Origin of the sequence: Leptothrix discophora (genome assembly GCF_030705305.1) — a bacterium.
GTDB classification, from domain to species: Bacteria; Pseudomonadota; Gammaproteobacteria; order Burkholderiales; family Burkholderiaceae_C; genus Sphaerotilus; species Sphaerotilus discophorus.
Map to the genome: position 1 here is coordinate 72938 of NZ_JAUZEE010000011.1, position 18114 is coordinate 91051.

The window sequence follows — 18114 nt, forward strand, 5'->3', positions numbered from 1 at the left end:
TCCTCGGCGAGCAGTGGGGCAATCATGGTGGCACCGCTGCACCGACCCTGTCGCGCCTGCGGGCAGATGCCGCTCAGGCCAGGGCGCGTTGCCGCCTCGCCAGCAGGCCGCCCAGCAGCAGCACGCCGGCCGAGACCGCCAGTCCGCGCGTCAGGCCGGCGACGACGCCGCCGGCCGCGTCGGCGACCCGGCCGGTCAGCCCCGGGCCGACGATCTGGCCGGCCGCGAACAGGATGGTGAAGGCGCTGATGCCGGCCGGCCAGGCCGCCTGCGGCAGGTTGTGGCGCACAAAGGCGGTGGTCGAGGCGACCACGCTCAGGAACACCGAGCCGAACAGCAGTCCCGACAGCCAGACCAGCGGCGCGGCCCCGCCGATCCAGGCGGCCAGCACCGGCAGGGCGGTCGCCAGGCCCAGCAGCGTGTTCAGGCGCGCCAGCGGCCGGCCGTCGCGGTGGCGTTGCAGCAGCCCGGCCCAGAGCCAGGACGAGGCGCACACGCCCGCGCCCAGCAGGCTGTAGAAGGCGACGATCTCGCCGGTGCTGCGGCCCTGCTCGCGCAGCAGCGTGACCACGAAGGTCATGTAGCCGATGTAGCCCAGCCCGAACATCAGGTAGCCGGCCAGCAGCCAGCCCATCGGACGCCAGGCGGCGGAGGCCCGCGCCGAACCCGTCGCTGCGGCGCTGGGCGGCGAACGCAGCCGGCGCGTCAACCGGGCGGTCGTCGCGGTGAACAGCGCCGCCAGCGCGCCCAGCAGCAGCCAGGCACCCGGCCAGCCGGTCCAGGGCGGCGAAGGCACCGCGCCCACCAGCGCCGGCACGCCCAGCGAGGCCGCGATGATCCCCAGCCCGACGCCGCCGTAGTACAGCCCCAGGATCAGCCCGGCGTGGTGCGACGAAGCGCCGTCCGGCGACACGGCGGCGGCCGGCATCGACGCCGTCGCCAGCCGCGCGGCCAGCAGGCCACCGCAGACGAAGCTCGCCGCACTGGCGCAGCCGCACAGCGTGCGCAGCACCAGCAGCACCGCATCGGACCGCGTGAACGCATGCGCGGCCAGCAGCAGCGCACTGCCCCAGCCGCCCCACAGCAGCAGCGCGCGGGCATCGTGGTGCCGCAGCAGCCGCGGCATCAGCAGCGCGCCGACCAGGTAGCCCGCCGCGTTGGCGGTGTTCATCGCGCCGGCCAGGAAGTAGCTCCAGCCCAGCTCCGCACGCATCGCCGGCAGCACCAGCCCATACGCAAAGCGCGCCAGCCCCAGCGACACGGCCGCGGCCAGGGCCAGGCCGAGGGCGGTGGTGAGGGCCTCCGGGCGGGTGTAGGTGGCAGGGGGCGGCAAGCTCATCGTCCGGTCAGTCTAGGTGTCGCACGGCCACAGCGTCCTCGGGTCCGGCACGACGTCACGCCCCACCCCTTTCCCTCGCCCCCGATCCCCCTGCGCCGGCCCCCCCGATCCATGGGATGGCTAGAATCGCGCCCGTTTTCGAGGAGCGTTGCAAGGCCGGTCGACCCCGATCCGCCCCAGGCTCGAAGACCCTTGAATGGCCAACGGCGCTCACCCGCTCGCATCCCGCGCGAGTCTCCTGGGTGAGTCGCAGCACGTCCGATCCGCATCGGGCGCCGGCCCGGCTTCCCCTCCAGACCGCGTCAGGCGACGGACCCACCGGAGTCTTTCGATGAACGCTGTTGTCAAACCCATCCCCGCCGTCGACCACGTCGTCGCCGACCTGTCGCTGGCCGCCTGGGGCCGCAAGGAAATCAAGATCGCCGAGACCGAGATGCCCGGCCTGATGGCGATCCGCGAGGAATTCGCCGCCCGGCAGCCGCTCAAGGGCGCGCGCGTCACCGGCTCGCTGCACATGACCATCCAGACCGCCGTGCTGGTCGAGACGCTGCAGGCGCTGGGCGCCGAGGTCCGCTGGGCCTCGTGCAACATCTTCTCGACCCAGGACCACGCCGCCGCGGCGCTGGTCGCCGAGGGCACGCCGGTGTTCGCCTACAAGGGCGAGACGCTGGTCGACTACTGGGACTACACCCACCGCATCTTCGACTTCGGCGCGGCCGGCACGCCCGGCGAAGGCCCGAACATGATCCTGGACGACGGCGGCGACGCCACGCTGCTGATGCACCTGGGCAAGCGCGCCGAGCGCGACCTGTCGGTGCTGGACCACCCGGGCAGCGAGGAAGAGATCTGCCTGTTCAACGCGATCAAGGCCAAGCTCAAGGTCGACGCCACCTGGTACAGCCGCAAGTCGGCCGAGATCATCGGCGTGACCGAGGAAACGACCACCGGCGTGCACCGCCTCAAGGAGATGAGCGCCAAGGGCACGCTGATGTTCCGGGCCATCAACGTCAACGACTCGGTCACCAAGAGCAAGTTCGACAACCTGTACGGCTGCCGCGAATCGCTGGTCGACGGCATCAAGCGCGCGACCGACGTCATGGTGGCCGGCAAGATCGCCGTCGTGGCCGGCTATGGCGACGTGGGCAAGGGTTCGGCCCAGGCGCTGCGCGCGCTGTCGGCGCAGGTCTGGGTCACCGAGATCGACCCGATCAACGCGCTGCAGGCGGCCATGGAAGGCTACCGCGTCGTGACGATGGACGAGGCCTGCTCGATGGGCGACATCTTTGTCACCGCGACCGGCAACAAGAGCGTCATCACCTACGAGCACATGGCGCGCATGAAGGACCAGGCGATCGTCTGCAACATCGGCCACTTCGACAACGAGATCGACGTCGCGTCGATCGAGGCGAAGTGCCAGTGGGAGGAGATCAAGCCGCAGGTCGACCACGTCATCTTCCCGGACGGCAAGCGCATCATCCTGCTGGCCAAGGGCCGCCTGGTGAACCTGGGCTGCGGCACCGGCCACCCGAGCTTCGTGATGAGCTCGTCCTTCGCCAACCAGACCATCGCCCAGATCGAGCTGTTCACGCACGCCGACTACTACGAGCAGGGCAAGGTCTACGTGCTGCCCAAGCACCTCGACGAGAAGGTCGCCCGCCTGCACCTGAAGAAGATCGGCGCCCACCTGACCGAGCTGAGCGAGGAGCAGGCCGCCTACATCGGCGTGCCGAAGACCGGCCCGTACAAGCCCGACACCTACCGTTATTGATCGCCCCCGGCCTGGCGGGTACGCCAGGCCACCCCCCGAGGGGGTGCCATGAACCTTGGGGCGGCCCGGCGGTTCATGGCATCTTCGGCGACCCCCTGACCCCGATCGGAAGACCGTGCGCATCGACCAACTCATCCTCCAGGCCGGACTGGCCCCCACCCGCTCGGCGGCCCAGCGGCTGATCGAGCGCAAGGCCGTGCGCTGGCTCGGTCCGAAGGGCTGGGTGGTGCCGTCCAAGGCTGGCGAGGACGTGCCGGCCGATGCGCAGGTCGAGGTCACCGACGACGCGGAGCTGCGCTTCGTCTCGCGCGGTGGCCTCAAGCTCGAAGGCGCGCTGGCCAAGTGCGGCATCGACGTGAAGGGCCGCCTGTGCCTGGACGTCGGCCAGAGCACCGGTGGCTTCACCGACCTGCTGCTGCAGCAGGGCGCCGAGAAGGTCGTCGGCATCGACGTCGGGCGCGACCAGCTGGCCGCCAAGCTCAAGGCCGATCCGCGCGTGGTCTGCTACGAGGGCGTGAACGCCCGCGACGTCGCCGGCAGCGCCTTCGCGCAGGACTGGCCGGCCGATGGCGCCGGCCGCTTCGGCTTCATCACCGCCGACGTGTCCTTCATCTCGCTGACCCATGTGCTGCCGACGCTGTTCGACCACCTCGCGCCGGGCGGCGACCTGCTGGTGCTGGTCAAGCCGCAGTTCGAGCTGCAGCCGCACCAGATCGGCAAGGGCGGCATCGTGCGCGACAAGGCGCTGTTCCAGGACGTCGAGACCCGCGTGCGGCAATGCGCGCGCGACCGGCCGATGAAGGTCCACGCCTACTTCCAGAGCCCCATCACCGGCGGCAACGGCAACACCGAATTCTTCATGTGGGTGCGGCATCCGGCGGCCTGAACACGCCCGACGACGCGACCCATGCGAGCCCCGAACTTCCTTCCATCCCTTCCTGCGGAAGCGACCCCATGACCGCCACGTCCACCCCGTCGATCGGCCTGCCGCTCAGCCTGGAATTCTTTCCGCCCAAGACGCCCGAGGGCGCGGCCAAGCTGGCCACCGTGCGCCAGCAGCTCTACGCGCTCGACCCGGTGTTCTGCTCGGTCACCTACGGTGCCGGCGGCTCGACCCAGGACGGCACGCTGCAGACCGTGCAGGCCATCCTCGACGAGGGCCATGAAGGCGCCTCGCACTTCACCTGCGTGGGTGCCACGCGCGAGTCGGTGCGCGAGAAGCTGGCGCTGTTCAAGGACATGGGCCTGACGCGCATCGTCGCGCTGCGCGGCGACCTGCCCAGTGGCTTCGGCCCCTTCGGCGAGTTCCGCTTTGCCAGCGACCTGGTGGCGTTCATCCGCGAGGAGACCGGCGAGCACTTCCACATCGAGGTGGCCGCCTACCCCGAGACGCACCCGCAGGCGAAGAGCCCGCAAGCCGACCTGCAGGCCTACGCGGCCAAGGTGCAGGCCGGCGCGGACTCGTCGATCACGCAGTTCTTCTTCAACTCCGACGCCTACTTCCGCTTCGTCGACGACGCGGCGGCGCTGGGCGCGGACATCCCGGTGGTGCCCGGCATCATGCCCATCACCAACGCCAGCGGCATCCTGCGCTTCGCCGACGGCTGCGGCGCCGAGGTGCCGCGCTGGATCCGCCTGCGCCTGCAGAGCTACGGCGACGACGTCGAGAGCATCAAGGCCTTCGGCCTGGACGTGGTCACCGACCTCTGCGACCAGCTGCGCACCGCCGGCGCGCCCGGCCTGCACTTCTACACGATGAACGCCAGCGCGACGGTGCTGGAGATCGTCCGCCGGCTGGCGGGCTGAGGCGCTCCCGGGGCTGTTGCTGCACCGCATCAAGCGCCGCGACGCCCCGCTGACCCAGGTCAAGGCGCGGGTTTTCCCGGCCCTGGAGCCGGCCCGGCTTGCGCCGACACAACTGGACTTCACGGCCGGCACGGCTCAATGCGTCCACCCGCCCGGAATGACCGGGCGGATGTCAACGCAAGGAGTTCCCCGTGTCCAAGTCCAACCTCGTCCTCGCCATCCTCGCCACCTCGGCCGCCGCCTTCCTGTCGCCCGTCGCGATGGCGCAGCAGGCCGGTGACCTCGTGGTGCGCGCACGTGCCGTCTCGCTCGATCCGGCCAACGAGGACAGCATCGCGATCACCGACATCTCGATCAGCAAGAAGACCATCCCCGAGGTCGACTTCACCTACTACTTCAGCCCGAGCTTCTCGGCCGAGCTGGTGCTGACCGTGCCGCAGAAGCACGACGTCAGCTCGACCACGCACGGCGGCAAGATCGGCACGCTCAAGCACCTGCCGCCGACGCTGCTGGCGCAATACCGCTTCACCAACCTGGGCACCGGCCCGGTCACGCCCTATGTCGGCGCGGGCATCAACCTGACGCTGTTCTCCAGCGTCAACCTGCCGGCCGGCTTCGACATCGAGAACCGCAGCGTCGGCCCGGCCTACCAGCTCGGCGCCGACATCGCGCTGGGCGGCGCCTGGTCGCTCAACGTCGACTACAAGAAGGTGCAGATCCGCACCGACCTGAGCAGCAACGGCAGCAACCTCGGCACCATCAAGGTCGACCCGACGCTGATCGGCGTGGGCGTGGGCTACAGGTTCTGATCCTTCCGCAGCTCGGATGAACGAAGGCCGCAGCGGTGACGCTGCGGCCTTTGTCGTTGGGGCCGGCCCGGCTGGCGGCTCAGGCGTCCTTGTCCCAGATCGTGCCTTCCTCGGTCAGCATGGCGTCGAGCGGGATGTCGTGCGGCTCGGCCTCCAGCCACGGGATGAATCCGTGCGAATAGCCCACGCCGGCCGTGTAGGGCATCGGGTCGAGCCTGGCGAGCGTGCGGTCGTAGAAACCGCCGCCATAGCCCAGCCGCACGCCCCTGGGGCCGAAGCCGACGCAGGGCGCCAGCAGCAGCTCGGGGTGGAAGGCCTCGGTGTCCTTGGGCTTGAGGATGCCGAAGGCGTCCTCCTCCATCGGGCAGCCCGGATACCAGACGTGGAAGCGCAGCTCCTTGGTCTTGCGGTCCATCACCGGCAGGCCGATGCGGCGGTCGGCATGGCCCTCGCTCCAGCGGTAGAGCGCGGGCAGCGCGTCGAACTCGCCCTTGATGGCCCAGTAGGCGCCGATGGTCTTCTCGCGCCGCGACAGCAGCCACACCATCAGGACCTCCTGCAGGTGGACCGAACGCTGGTGCCGGTCGGTCATGCCCATGCGTTCGGCCTGCAGCTGCTTGCGCAGCGTGGCCTTGTCGCGGGGCGGTTCGGGCAGCTTGAACGGGGTCGTGGTCATGCGGCGGACGCTCGGGGCGGCGGGTTCGGATCGGAGCCCGGATTGTGCGGGCCCGACCGGGTCGGGACAATGAAGCGCCGCAGGAGCGCCGCATGTCCAACAGCCCCGATTTCGTGAACCACTGCCTGGAGCTGCTCGCGCCACTGGGTGCGGTGCGCGCGCGCCGCATGTTCGGTGGCCACGGCCTCTACGTCGACGAGCTGTTCATCGCGATCGTCGCCGGCGAGCGGCTGTTCCTGAAGGTCGATGCCGAGACGCGCGCGGCCTTCGAGGGCGCCGGCTGCGGCCCCTTCACCTACGCGACGCAGGCCGGCGAGACCGGCGTGATGAGCTACTTCAACGCGCCGGACGAGGCCATCGAGTCGCCGATGCTGATGCAGCCCTGGGCCCGGCTGGCGCTGGCCGCCGCCCTGCGCGCACGGGCGGCGACGGCCTCGAAGGCGTCGGCCAGGGCGGCGAAGAAGGCCGCCCGGAGCGTGGCCAGGCCGGCCGCCAAGGCGCCCGCCGCGAAGCCGCGCCGCACCGACCGCACGCCCTCGTAGCGCCAGGCGATCGGACGGTCGGGCAGCCAGGCGCCGGTCACGACCCGGTCGCCGCGGCGCAGCCCGAGCCGCTCGCCAGGCCGCAGCACATGGTCGTCCGGGTCGCCGAGGCGGGTCAGCCAGAGCGGGCCGGCCTCGGCCACGATCCATCCGTCGGCGCGCACCCGCCAGGGCTGGCCAGGCGCTCCGGATTGATGCTGGCAGATCATGAATTCGCGGGTCATGGCAGGGACTCCTTGAGGCTGTCGATGGGGCGTATCCTCTGGCTTACGCCGTGAACCGTCCAATGAGATCGGCAACGCGCATTCTTGCGATCCACGCATGAGCAACCCCATCCGCACCCGCCCACTCTCGCTGACCTTCCTGCGCGCCTTCGAGGCGGTGGCGCGGCTGCTGAGCTTCCGCCTGGCCGGCGAGGAGCTGTTCCTGACGCAGTCGGCCATCAGCCGCCAGATCAAGGGCCTGGAAGACGAGCTGGGCGCACAGCTGTTCGAGCGCGACACCCGCCAGGTCGCGCTGACCGCGGCCGGCGCGACGCTGCTGCGCGCGGTCCAGCCGATGCTGGAGCGGCTCGACGGCTCGGTGCGCCAGATCCGCAGCGCCAGCGCCCGGCCGCGCGTGGCCATCACCACCTTCGCGTCCTTCGCGACGCTGTGGCTGATCCCCCGGCTGGACGCCTTCCAGCGCGCCCACCCGGCGCTGGACATCCGCATCGCCGCGACCGACACGCTCGACGACCTCGAAGGCCATGACATCGACCTGGCGCTGCGCTATGGCCGCGTCGCCGACCGGCCGGCCGATGCGGTGACGCTGTTCGGCGACGTGCTGGCGCCGGTCGTCAGCCCGTGGCTGCTGGACCGGGCGCGCCGGGGCGAGGCCCCGCCGCTGCGCCAGCCCGCCGACCTGGCCGGCTACACGCTGCTGGAGATCGACGACCCGCCGGCCACGCCCAGCACGGCCTGGCGCGGCTGGTCACACTGGCTGGGCCAGCGCGGCCTGGACACGCTGCAGCCGCGCAACTGGCTGTCCTTCAACTACGACCACCAGCGCGTGCAGGCGGCGCAGGCCGGCCAGGGCGTGGTGCTGGGCCGGCTGCCGCTGATCGCCGACGCGCTGGCCCGCGGCGAGCTGGTCGAGCCCTTCGATGCCAGCGCCCGCGAGGCCGTGCCCTGCGCCTACTGGCTGATGGTCGCGCCAGCCTCGTCCGAGCGTGCGGAGGTGCGCCGCCTGAGCGACTGGCTGACGGCGCAGGCCGCCGAGGTGCGCCAACGTGTGCCCGGCGCCTGAGTCCCCGGCCTGTCCACCATCGCACGCGCCGGACGTTGGGAAGACAGCCCCAGCCCGCGCGGGCGGCGGCCACTGCGTTACAAACCGGCCTGACCCTGCCCCGAGGGGCGCCTGATCCCGAGGAATCCGCTTGACCTGCCCCACCGGCCGCCGTGCCCCACCCGCTGTCCTGGCCCTCGCCACGGCCGCGGTGATGCTGACCCCCCTCTGCTCGGCGAACGCCCAGGCCCCCGGCGCGCCTGCCGCGGCCGTGGCCGCCGGCGCGGCCGGGGCCACCGCGCCCTCGCACCCGCTGGATGGCCGCCTGATCGAGGCCCGCGAGGCCCAGCGCAAGCGCGACCGCGCCCGCCTGTCCGCGCTGCGCGACGAGCTGGTCGCCGCCCGTCACCCGCTGGCCGTCTGGGCCGACTACTGGGACCTCGGCCTGCGCCTGGGCGAGGTCACGCAGGCCGAACTGGACGCCTTCTATGCCCGCTGGCCCGGCAGCTACCTGGAAGACCGGCTGCGCAACGACTGGCTGCTCGAACTGGGGCTGCGGCGCGACTGGCGCGGCTTCGCCGCCGAGTTGCCGCGCTTCAAGCTGGCCGACGACCGCCAGGTCGACTGCTACCAGCAGATCGTGCGCCACCTGGCCGGCGAGGACGTGCGCGCCACCGCCCGCACCCTCTGGCTGAACCAGCGCGAGCCGATGGGCGGCTGCGCGCTGATGGCCTCGACGCTGTTCGAGGCCCGCCGCCTGACCAGCGCCGACGCCTGGACCAAGGCGCGCCTGAGCGCCGAGGCCGGCCGGCGCGTGCTGGCCCGCGAGGCGGTCGCGCTGATCGACGACAAGCTGGCCGCCGACAAGCCCGCCAGCGTCTTCAACGAGCTGTGGGAACAGCCGCAGCGCTACCTGCAGAAGAAGGCCGACGCCAGCACCCGCCAGGGCGCCGAACTGGTCGTGCTGGCGCTGGTGCGGCTGGCGACGTCCGACCCGCAGACCGCCGCGACGCTGCTGGAAGACCGCTGGCAGGCCGCCCTCGCGCCGGACGCCGCCGCCTGGACCTGGGCCGCGCTGGCCAAGCAGGCGGCCTGGAAACGGGTGCCCGAAGCCGACGCCTGGTTCCAGCGCGCGCAGGCCGTGCCGCAGGCCCGCGACGTCGACTGGAGCGACGAGACCCTGGCCTGGCGCGCCCGTGCCGCGCTGCGAGCCAGCGACGACGGCCGCTGGGTGCGCGTGCGCAGCGCGATCGACGCGATGACCGTGCCGACCCAGGCCGATCCGACCTGGGTCTACTGGAAGGCCCGCGCCCTTAACGCGCTGGCCGCCCCCGGCCCCGACGGCGATGGCCAGCGCACCGGCGCGGCCGTGCTGCTGGAGCGGATCTCGAACCAGTACCACTTCTACGGCAAGCTGGCGACCGAGGCGCTGGGCCGGACCCAGACGCTGCCGCCGCGCCCGGCCCCGCTGACCGCCGAGGAGCGCCGCGCCGCCGAGCAGAACCCCGGCCTGAGCCGCGCGCTGGCGCTGCTGGCGCTGGGCCTGCGGCCCGAGGGTGTGCGCGAGTGGAACTTCACGGTCGTCGGCCTGGGCGACCGCGAGCTGCTGGCCGCCGCGCAGCGGGCCTGCGACCGCGAGGTCTGGGACCGCTGCATCCACACCAGCGAGCGCACGCGCCAGGAGATCGACGTCACCCAGCGCTTCCCGACGCCCTTCCGGGCCGAGGTGCTCGCCACCGCCCAGGAACTGGGCGTCGACCCGGCCAACGTCTATGGCCTGATCCGGCAGGAGTCGCGCTTCATCCTGGACGCGAAATCCAGCGTGGGCGCGGCCGGCCTGATGCAGCTGATGCCGGCCACGGCGCGCTGGACCGCCCGCAAGCTGGGCCTGGACTTCAAGCCCGAGCAGATCACCGACCGGCAGGTCAACCTGCGCCTGGGCATGGGCTACTTCAAGCTGGTGCTCGACGACGTCGACGGTTCGATGCCGATGGCCGCCGCCGCCTACAACGCCGGCCCGAGCCGCCTGCGCCGCTGGCGCGACGGCCCGCCGCTGGAGGTCGCCGCCTGGGCCGAAGGCATCCCCTTCAACGAGACCCGCGACTACGTCAAGAAGGTGCTGTCCAACGCCAGCTACTACGGCGCGCTGCTGGGCGACCAGAACGTGGTGCCGTCGCGCACCCGGCTGGGCCCGCCGATCGCGCCACGTCCGCCCAGCGCGGCACCCGAGAACAAGGACCTGCCGTGAGCGCCGCTCCCTTCCTGGCCACCCCGGCCGTCCCGCCGCCGCGCCCCCCCGCCCGGCCGCTGCGCCGCATCCTCGTGCTCGGCGGCACCGGCTTCGTCGGCCGGGCCTTCGTGGCCGCCTGGCGCAATGCCGAAGGGGGTGCCGGCGCGACGCTGGTCGTGCCCAGCCGCCGGCCGGCGCGGGCCAAGGCGCTGTCGATGTTCAGCGACGTCGACCTCGTCGCCGCCGACGTGCACGACCCGGCGACGCTGGCCCGGCTGCTGGCCGGCTGCGACGCGGTCGTCAACCTGGTGGCGGTGCTGCACGGCGATGCGCAGCGCTTCGAGCAGGTCCACGTCGAGCTGCCGCGCCGGCTGCTGGCGGCCTGCGCCGCCGCCGGCGTGCGGCGCGTCGTTCACGTCAGCGCGCTGGGCGTCGCCGACGACCCGGCCGAGACCGTACCCTCGCTCTACCTGGCCAGCAAGACGCGCGGCGAGCGCCTGTTTCGCGCGGCCGCCGAGGCCGGCTCGATCGACCTGAGCGTGCTGCGCCCGAGCGTCATCTTCGGCCGCGAAGACCGCTTCATGAACCTGTTCGCCGCGTTGCAGGCGGTCGTGCCGGTGATGGCGCTGGCCGGTGCGTCGGCGCGCTTCCAGCCGGTCTGGGTCGACGACGTGGCGCGCGCGCTGGTGGCCTGCCTGCGCGACCCGGCCGGCACGGTCGGACAGACCTACGAGGCCACCGGCCCGGACGTGCTGACCCTCGCCCAGCTGGTGCGCCGGGCCGGGCGCTGGAGCGGCCGGCGCCGCCCGATCCTGCCGCTGCCGGAGTGGGCCGGGCGTCTCCAGGCCGGCGCGCTCGGGCTGCTGCCGGGCGAGCCGCTGATGTCGGCCGACAACCTCGCGTCGATGCGCCTGCCCAACGTCGCCACCGGACGGCATCCCGGCCTGGCCGCGCTGGGCCTGCATCCGGCCCGCCTGGCCGACGTGATGGCGCCGCACCTGTCGCGCAGCCCCGGCGTGCTGGACCGGCTGCGCCGCCTCGCCGGGCGTTGATCCGTCACGCGGACGACGCATCCGCTCCACGCCGGGGCTCGCGAACGGCCCGCCGGCACGGCGCCGCGAAGGACAATCGCCGCGCTGCGGCATCCCGCCCGGCATGACGACGCATCTCGGGAGGACGTCACGATGCGGTGGCTGAAGCTGGTCAAGGGCGACACGAGCGATGACTTTCCACTGGTGCGCTGGTTCTCGCTGGTCAGCCTGCTGGCCGTCACGGTGGTCAGCGTGTCGATGGCCCTGGTGCTGGCCCGCTTCCTCGAAAGCCGGCTGCTGGACCATGACGCCGAACTGAGCCGCGACTTCGTCCAGAACATCGTCGAGACCCAGAACGTCGGCAACGACTTCCTGTCCGGCGGCGACGCGGTGCGCAGCGCCTCCTTCGCGGAGTTCTTCCAGCACGTCGCGACCATGAACGACGTGCTGCGCTCGAACGTCTACGGGCTGGACCGGCGCGTGCTGTGGTCCAGCGACCCGGCCCTGATCGGGCGCTACTTCGACCGCAACGACGAACTGGAGCACGCGCTCAAGGGCGAGCTGGTCTGGGAACGCGGCGAGGTCGCCACCGTCGGCTCGCTCAGCAAGGGCGAGCACATGCGCCTGGGCGGCGCACGGGCGAAGTTCGTCGAGAACTACCTGCCGGTCTTCCTCGGCGAGGGCGAGCTGCGCCGCCAGGTCGGCGTGGTCGAGCTCTACCGCGTGCCGACCCACCTCAACGAGACGCTGCAGATGGGCACCATGCTGGTCTGGATCTGCTCGCTGCTGGGCGGCACGGTGCTCTACCTGTCGACGCTGGGCCTGGTGCGCAAGGCCAGCGAGCTGATGCACGAGCAGCGCCGCCGCCTGGTCGAGGCCGACGCGCTGGCGCTGGTCGGCGAGATCGCCGCGGCGACCGCCCACAGCATCCGCAACCCGCTGGCCTCGATCCGCTCGACCGCCGAGCTGCAGCGCGAGATCGGCGCGATGCCGCCGGAGATGTGCAACGAGACCATCGTCCACGTCGACCGCATCGAGCGCCTGGTGCGCACGCTGCTGACCTACACCCGCGATCCGGCCGAGGTGCTGGGCGAGGCCGATCCGGGCGAGATCCTGCGCGGCGCGGCCGAACACTACCGGCCGGCCTTCGACGGCCAGAACAAGCACCTGGTGCTGGACTGGTCCGGCCGCCTGCCGAACGTGCGCGGCGACGTCGTGCTGCTGCAGCAGGTGCTGAACTCGCTGCTGTCCAACGCGCTGGAGGCCAGCGGCCCGCAGGCCACCGTGACGGTGCGGGCCGAGACCGCCGACGAGATGGTCCGCATCCAGGTCCAGGACCGCGGCGAGGGCATGCCCGCCGAGACGCTGGCCAACGTCTTCAAGCCCTTCTTCACGACCAAGCCGCGCGGCCTGGGCATGGGCCTGGCGCTGGTCAAGCGGGTGCTGGACCGGCTGGGCGGCTCGGTGCGCATCGAGAGCCGCCCCGGCGAGGGCACCACGGTGACGCTGCACCTGCCGCTGGCGCAGCCACGCGCGCCGTCCGACGCGGCGACGCCACGGCCCTGAGGCGCCGGCGCGCCGCTTGATCCAGCCGTGCCGCCAGCCCATGTGCGCACACCGATAATTTCGGACCCAACCCCGGAAAGCCCATGGCCAGAGCCATTCTGATCATCGAAGACGAAACCACGCTGGCACGCAACCTCGCGATGTACCTCGAGCGCCTGGGCGACGAGGTCCGCATCGCCGGTCGGGCCGAGGACGGCCTGACCCTGCTGGAGACCTGGCGTCCGGACATCGTCATCCTGGACCACAACCTGCCGGGGATGACCGGCCTGGAGGCGCTCACGCGCATCCGCGCCATCGACACCGACGCCCGCATCATCATGGTGACCGGCTACGGCAGCACCGAGCTGGCGGTCGAGGCGATGAAGGCTGGCGCGTCCGACTTCATGACCAAGCCGCTGGTGCTCAGCGAACTCAAGATCGTGCTGGACCGCCTGAGCGTGCAGGGCAAGCTCGCCAGCACGGTCGACTACTACGCCCAGCGCGACGCACAGGAAAGCGGCCTGGACAAGATCGTCGGCGAGTCCGAGCCGGTCCGGCAGCTGCGCCACACGATCGCCACGCTGCTCGATTCCGAGTCGCGCCTGTCCGACCGCGATCCGCCGGCCGTGCTGGTCGTCGGCGAGACCGGCACCGGCAAGGAACTGGTCGCCCGTGCGCTGCACTTCGGTGGCCCGCGCCGCAGCGAGCCCTTCGTCGAGATCAACTGCGGCGCGATGCCCGCGCAGCTGATCGAGGCCGAGCTGTTCGGCTACGAGAAGGGCGCCTTCACCGACGCCCGCTCGCGCAAGGCCGGCCTGGTCGAGACCGCCGAGAGCGGCACCGTCTTCCTCGACGAGATCGGCGAGGCCGAGCTGAGCACGCAGGTCAAGCTGCTCAAGCTGCTGGAAGAAAAGCGCATGCGTCGCCTCGGCGGCCTGCGCGAGCTGCAGGTCCATGCCCGGGTCATCAGCGCGACCAACCGGCCGCTCGAACAGATGGTGCGCGACGGCACCTTCCGCGCCGACCTGTTCTTCCGCCTGCGCATCGTCGAGATCCGCGTGCCGCCGCTGCGCGAGCGCGGCTCGGACATCTCGCTGCTGGCCGAGCACTTCCTGCAGCTGCACGGCCAGCGCTACCGCAAGTTCGGCCTGGTGCTCGGCGCCGACGCGCGCCAGGCGCTGCTGCAGTACAGCTGGCCCGGCAACATCCGCGAGCTGCGCAACGTGATGGAGCAGGCGGTGCTGGTGGTCGAAGGCACCGAGGTCGGCGTGCGCCACCTGCGCCTGAGCGGCCTGGCCACGCAGATGCACGAGATCCCGATCAACGACGACGACCTGCACCTCGAACGCATGGAACGCCGGCTGATCCAGCGTGCGCTGGAGAAGACCAAGCAGAACGTCAGCGCCGCCGCGCGCCTGCTGGGCGTCTCGCGCGACACCTTGCGCTATCGCCTGGAGCGCCTCGACATGCGCTCCGACGACAAGACGTGAGCCAAGGCGCATCACTGCGATGCGCCTTCCTCAACGCCGGCTCCGGCGTCGGCCGATAGCATCGCGGCACGTCTGCTCAAGGAACGACCGACATGCTCAAGCTCTACATCGGCAACAAGAACTACTCGTCCTGGTCGATGCGCCCGTGGGTGCTGATGAAGGCGGCGGGCATCGGCTTCGAGGAGGTCAAGGTCCGCTTCGACAGCTTCGAGGCGGACTCGTCCTTCAAGCGCACGATGGGCGACCTGGTGCCCACCGGCAAGGTGCCGGCGCTGGCGATCGATGAGCAGCCCGGCCGGCCGCCGCAGGTGGTCTGGGACACCCTGGCCATCGCCGAGACGCTGGCCGAGCGCTTTCCCGACCTGGCCCTGTGGCCGACCGACGCCCGCCGCCGCGCGCTGGCGCGCAGCCTGTGCGCGGAGATGCACAGCGGCTTCACGGCGCTGCGCAGCCATTGCCCGATGAACATCGAGGCCCACCTGCCCGAGGTCGGCGCGCGCCTGATGGCCGAACAGCCCGGCGTGCGCGCCGACCTGGCCCGCATCGAGGCGATGTGGACCGGCTGCCTGGATGCGCACGGCGGCCCCTGGCTGATGGGCGACCGGCTGGGCATCGTCGACGCCTACTACGCGCCGGTGGCGATGCGCCTGCGCACCTATGCGCTGCCGGTGCATGCGGCGGTGGCCAGCTACGTCGAGCGCCTGAGCGCCAGCCCCGGCGTGGCCGCCTGGATCGCCGATGCGCTGGCCGAGCACGACTTCCTCGACTTCGAGGAACCGTACCGCCGCTCGCGCACCTGACATGGCCACGCCGCCGCGCGATCCCGTCCTGCCGCCCGGCGCCCGCGCGCACCTGGTCGGCGGCGCGGTGCGCGACCGGCTGATGGGCGTGGCCGAGGGCGACCGCGACTGGGTCGTCGTCGGCACCACGCCCGAGCAGATGAGCGCCGCCGGCTTCCGCCCGGTCGGACTCGATTTCCCGGTCTTCCTGCACCCGCGCACGCAGGAGGAACACGCGCTGGCGCGCACCGAGCGCAAGTCCGGCCACGGCTACCACGGCTTCGTCTTCCACACCGGCGCGGACGTGACGCTCGAAGAGGACCTCGCGCGCCGCGACCTGACCGTCAACGCGATGGCACTGGACGCCGACGGCCGCACCGTCATCGACCCCTGGGGCGGCCAGGCCGACCTGGCCGCGCGGGTGCTGCGCCATGTCGGCCCGGCCTTCGCGGAAGACCCCGTGCGCATCCTGCGGCTGGCACGCTTCGCGGCCCGCTGGCCCGACTTCACCGTCGCGCCGGAGACCCTGGCGCTGTGCCGCGCCATGAGCGCCGCCGGCGAGGTCGACGCGCTGGTCGCCGAGCGGGTCTGGCAGGAGCTGGCCCGCGGCCTGATGGAGCCGCGCCCGTCGCGCCTGCTGCAGGTGCTGCGCGAGGCCGGTGCGCTGGCGCGGCTGCTGCCGGAGGTCGCGCGCCTCTACGGCGTGCCGCAGCGAGCGGACGACCACCCGGAGGTCGACACGGGCTTGCACGTCGAGATGGTGCTGGACCAGGCCGCGCGGCTGGGCCTGGCGCTGCCGCCCCGCTTCGCCGCGCTGACCCACGACATCGGCAAGGGCACCACGCCGGCCGACATCCTGCCGCGCCACATCGGCCACGAGGGTCGCAGCGCCGCGCTGCTCCAGCCGCTGTGCGAGCGCCTGCGCGTGCCAGTCGACTGCCGCGAGCTGGCCGACCTGGTCGCGCGCGAACACGGCAACGTGCATGCCAGCGCCGGCTTCGACGCGGCGGCCCTGGTCCGCCTGATGGACCGCTGCGACGCCTGGCGCCGCCCGGAGCGCTTCGACCAGATGCTGCAGGCCTGCGAGGCCGACGCCCGCGGTCGCCTCGGCCTGGAAGACCGCGACGACCCGCAGGCCGCGCGGCTGCGCGCTGCGTGGGCCGCCGCCCGGGCGATCGACGGCCGCCAGGTCGTCGCCGAGGCCCAGGCCCGCGGCCTCAAAGGCCCGGCGCTGGGTCAGGTGCTGCACGAGGCCCGCGTCGTGGCGGTGGCGGCCGTCGCGCCGCCGGCCTGAAGGCGGCGACACGCGACGACGCTCAGATCAGCCGGCCGATCACCCAGGCGATCAGGCTGACCAGCACGGTCGAGCCGAAGGGAAAGGTCCATTCCCGGCCGCGCACCTTGAACTGCAGGTCGCCCGGCAGGCGGCCCAGGCCGATGCGGCGCAACCAGCCCTGCAGGCTGTTGAAGACGACGAAGGCCGCGATCAGGGTGATGAGCCAGCGCATGTCGGACCTGTCTTCAGAGGGTGTGGCTGCGGTCGCCGACGGCGAAGCCGATCGGGTCCAGCGGCAGGCCGGCACTGGCCAGCGCGAGGACCTTGAACAGCTCGCCCATCTCGTGCTCGGTGATCAGCTTCTGGGCCGCTGCGCGCTCGCGCAGGTCGGCCTCGGCGAGGTCGCCGACCAGGCCACAGTTGATCAGGAAGCGGGCCTGGCTGGTGTAGCCCAGCACGTCCATGCCGGCATCCTGCGCGGCCAGCGCGATGGCGGTGAAGTCGACGTGGGCGGTGATGTCCTTGTCGCCGGGCGCGTCCAGCGGCTGGTCATCGACCCGGTGGCCGCGGTGGCAGACCAGCGTGCCGGCATGGCGCTGCGGGTGATAGAACTCGTGCGCCGGGAAGCCGTAGTCGACCAGGAAGGCCGCACCGCAGCGCAGCGAACCGGCCAGCGTGCGCACCCAGGCCTCGGCCTGGCGCGGCAGCTCGATCACGCAGCCGGGCGGCCAGGGCACGTCGTCGACCGGCGGGCGCAGCCCGGTCGGCCGGTCGGACCAGACCAGCTGCGGCGCGCCGGCGCTCACCGAGCCCGGCCGCAGCGCCACGCCGCGCTCGAACCAGCCGTGGCCGTCGAAGTGCAGCAGCACGACCGGCATCGCGTCGAGCAGCTCGTTGCCGACCACCACGCCGTCGAAGGCCTCGGGCAGCTGCGCCAGCCAGCGCACCTGGGCGGCCTGCGCCGGCACGCGCTCGGCCAGGGTCTGCCGCTGGCGCTCGCGCAAGGTGCCCGACAGGTCGACGATGCTGTAGCGCTCGACCGGCACACCCTCGTCGGCCAGCCCGGCCAGCAGCTGCGCGGCCAGCGCGCCGGAGCCGGCACCGAACTCCCAGACCTCGCGCGGCATGCCCTCGGGCAGCGCACGCAGCGCCTGCGCCACCTGGCGGGCCAGCGCGCGGCCGTAGAGGCGGCTCAGCTCGGGCGCGGTGATGAAGTCGCTGCCGCTCTCGGGCAGCGCGCCGAACTGGCGGTCGCCCCGGCTGTAGTAGCCCAGCCCAGGGCTGTAGAGGGCCAGCGCCATGTAGCGCTCGAAGCCGATCCAGCCGCCCTCGTCCTCGATCACCGCGGCGATGCGCTGCAGCAGCGCGGTCGAGTCCGGCGACGGCGCCGACAAGCCCGACGCGGGCTGCGGTTGGGGGGGGCTGGCTACACTGCCGGCCGGGTTGTGGGGCGGCATGCGGGGCGGGTTGTTCGGGCTCACCGGACGATTGTAGGAACGGGGTCAGGCCCGGCCGGCCGCCCGGTTCACATCCTGCACGCCCTGCACACCCTGCACA

16 protein-coding genes, 1 pseudogene and 1 riboswitch are annotated in these 18114 nt (G+C 72.2%); of the genes and pseudogenes, 12 read left to right on the top strand and 5 right to left on the bottom strand.

Features of this window, described 5'->3' with window-relative positions:
- Window positions 1-73 precede the first annotated feature (73 nt).
- Window positions 74-1339 carry a YbfB/YjiJ family MFS transporter gene (locus tag Q8X39_RS17360; RefSeq protein ID WP_305750946.1) on the bottom strand — a complete coding sequence of 422 codons (1266 nt, stop codon included), beginning with the start codon at window positions 1337-1339 and terminating at the stop codon, window positions 74-76.
- Between the two features lie 134 nt (window positions 1340-1473).
- Window positions 1474-1558: riboswitch (S-adenosyl-L-homocysteine riboswitch) on the top strand.
- Between the two features lie 112 nt (window positions 1559-1670).
- On the opposite strand from Q8X39_RS17360, the gene ahcY reads away from it, so the two are divergent.
- The 4 genes from ahcY (at window position 1671) to Q8X39_RS17380 (ending at window position 5722) form a co-directional block, all read left to right on the top strand.
- Window positions 1671-3107, top strand: coding sequence for an adenosylhomocysteinase (gene ahcY / locus Q8X39_RS17365; RefSeq protein ID WP_305750947.1), 1437 nt, complete (start codon window positions 1671-1673; stop codon window positions 3105-3107).
- Window positions 3108-3222: 115 nt separating this feature from the next.
- Window positions 3223-3993: a TlyA family RNA methyltransferase gene (locus Q8X39_RS17370; protein WP_305750948.1), complete on the top strand. Its 771-nt coding sequence runs from the start codon at window positions 3223-3225 to the stop codon at window positions 3991-3993.
- A gap of 68 nt (window positions 3994-4061) precedes the next feature.
- A complete protein-coding gene (gene metF, locus Q8X39_RS17375; protein WP_305750949.1) occupies window positions 4062-4913 on the top strand; it encodes a methylenetetrahydrofolate reductase [NAD(P)H] in 852 nt (283 codons plus the stop codon).
- A 191-nt stretch (window positions 4914-5104) separates the two neighbouring features.
- Complete coding sequence (locus tag Q8X39_RS17380; RefSeq protein ID WP_305750950.1) at window positions 5105-5722, top strand: OmpW/AlkL family protein; 618 nt, start codon at window positions 5105-5107, stop codon at window positions 5720-5722.
- Between the two features lie 79 nt (window positions 5723-5801).
- On the opposite strand, the gene Q8X39_RS17385 is transcribed toward Q8X39_RS17380, so the two are convergent.
- A complete protein-coding gene (locus tag Q8X39_RS17385) occupies window positions 5802-6398 on the bottom strand; it encodes a 5-formyltetrahydrofolate cyclo-ligase (RefSeq protein WP_305750951.1) in 597 nt (198 codons plus the stop codon).
- Window positions 6399-6490: 92 nt separating this feature from the next.
- Here Q8X39_RS17385 and Q8X39_RS17390 point away from each other — a divergent pair, with 92 nt between their 5' ends.
- The gene (locus tag Q8X39_RS17390) at window positions 6491-6940 is read left to right on the top strand and encodes a TfoX/Sxy family protein (protein ID WP_305750952.1); all 450 of its coding nucleotides are present in this window, start codon (window positions 6491-6493) and stop codon (window positions 6938-6940) included.
- 38 nt (window positions 6941-6978) lie between these two features.
- On the opposite strand, the pseudogene Q8X39_RS20550 reads toward Q8X39_RS17390, so the two are convergent.
- Window positions 6979-7275 (bottom strand): annotated as a pseudogene (locus Q8X39_RS20550) (DUF2917 domain-containing protein); the annotation flags it as partial.
- Between Q8X39_RS20550 and Q8X39_RS17395 the strand changes: the two are divergent.
- The 7 genes from Q8X39_RS17395 (at window position 7262) to Q8X39_RS17425 (ending at window position 16575) form a co-directional block, all read left to right on the top strand.
- Window positions 7262-8227 (top strand): LysR substrate-binding domain-containing protein, encoded by a 966-nt coding sequence (locus tag Q8X39_RS17395; protein WP_305750953.1) that lies wholly within the window; start codon window positions 7262-7264, stop codon window positions 8225-8227. The pseudogene Q8X39_RS20550 and the gene Q8X39_RS17395 sit on opposite strands and share 14 nt — an antisense overlap.
- Before the next feature lie 193 nt (window positions 8228-8420).
- Window positions 8421-10454: a lytic transglycosylase domain-containing protein gene (locus Q8X39_RS17400; RefSeq protein ID WP_305750954.1), complete on the top strand. Its 2034-nt coding sequence runs from the start codon at window positions 8421-8423 to the stop codon at window positions 10452-10454.
- Window positions 10455-10513: 59 nt separating this feature from the next.
- Window positions 10514-11488 carry a complex I NDUFA9 subunit family protein gene (locus Q8X39_RS17405; RefSeq protein ID WP_305751010.1) on the top strand — a complete coding sequence of 325 codons (975 nt, stop codon included), beginning with the start codon at window positions 10514-10516 and terminating at the stop codon, window positions 11486-11488.
- Window positions 11489-11620: 132 nt separating this feature from the next.
- Window positions 11621-13033, top strand: coding sequence for a sensor histidine kinase (locus tag Q8X39_RS17410; protein WP_305750955.1), 1413 nt, complete (start codon window positions 11621-11623; stop codon window positions 13031-13033).
- A gap of 83 nt (window positions 13034-13116) precedes the next feature.
- Complete coding sequence (locus Q8X39_RS17415; protein WP_305750956.1) at window positions 13117-14502, top strand: sigma-54-dependent transcriptional regulator; 1386 nt, start codon at window positions 13117-13119, stop codon at window positions 14500-14502.
- 92 nt (window positions 14503-14594) lie between these two features.
- A complete protein-coding gene (locus tag Q8X39_RS17420) occupies window positions 14595-15302 on the top strand; it encodes a glutathione S-transferase family protein (protein ID WP_305750957.1) in 708 nt (235 codons plus the stop codon).
- Window position 15303: 1 nt separating this feature from the next.
- On the top strand, window positions 15304-16575 hold the full coding sequence (locus tag Q8X39_RS17425; RefSeq protein WP_305750958.1) for a multifunctional CCA addition/repair protein: 1272 nt from the start codon (window positions 15304-15306) through the stop codon (window positions 16573-16575).
- Between the two features lie 22 nt (window positions 16576-16597).
- Here the strand turns inward: Q8X39_RS17425 and Q8X39_RS17430 are convergent, their stop codons facing one another.
- Both Q8X39_RS17430 and Q8X39_RS17435 read right to left on the bottom strand, forming a co-directional pair.
- Complete coding sequence (locus tag Q8X39_RS17430) at window positions 16598-16789, bottom strand: DUF2905 domain-containing protein (RefSeq protein WP_305750959.1); 192 nt, start codon at window positions 16787-16789, stop codon at window positions 16598-16600.
- Window positions 16790-16802: 13 nt separating this feature from the next.
- Window positions 16803-18038: a class I SAM-dependent methyltransferase gene (locus Q8X39_RS17435; RefSeq protein WP_305750960.1), complete on the bottom strand. Its 1236-nt coding sequence runs from the start codon at window positions 18036-18038 to the stop codon at window positions 16803-16805.
- Window positions 18039-18114: the final 76 nt, after the last annotated feature.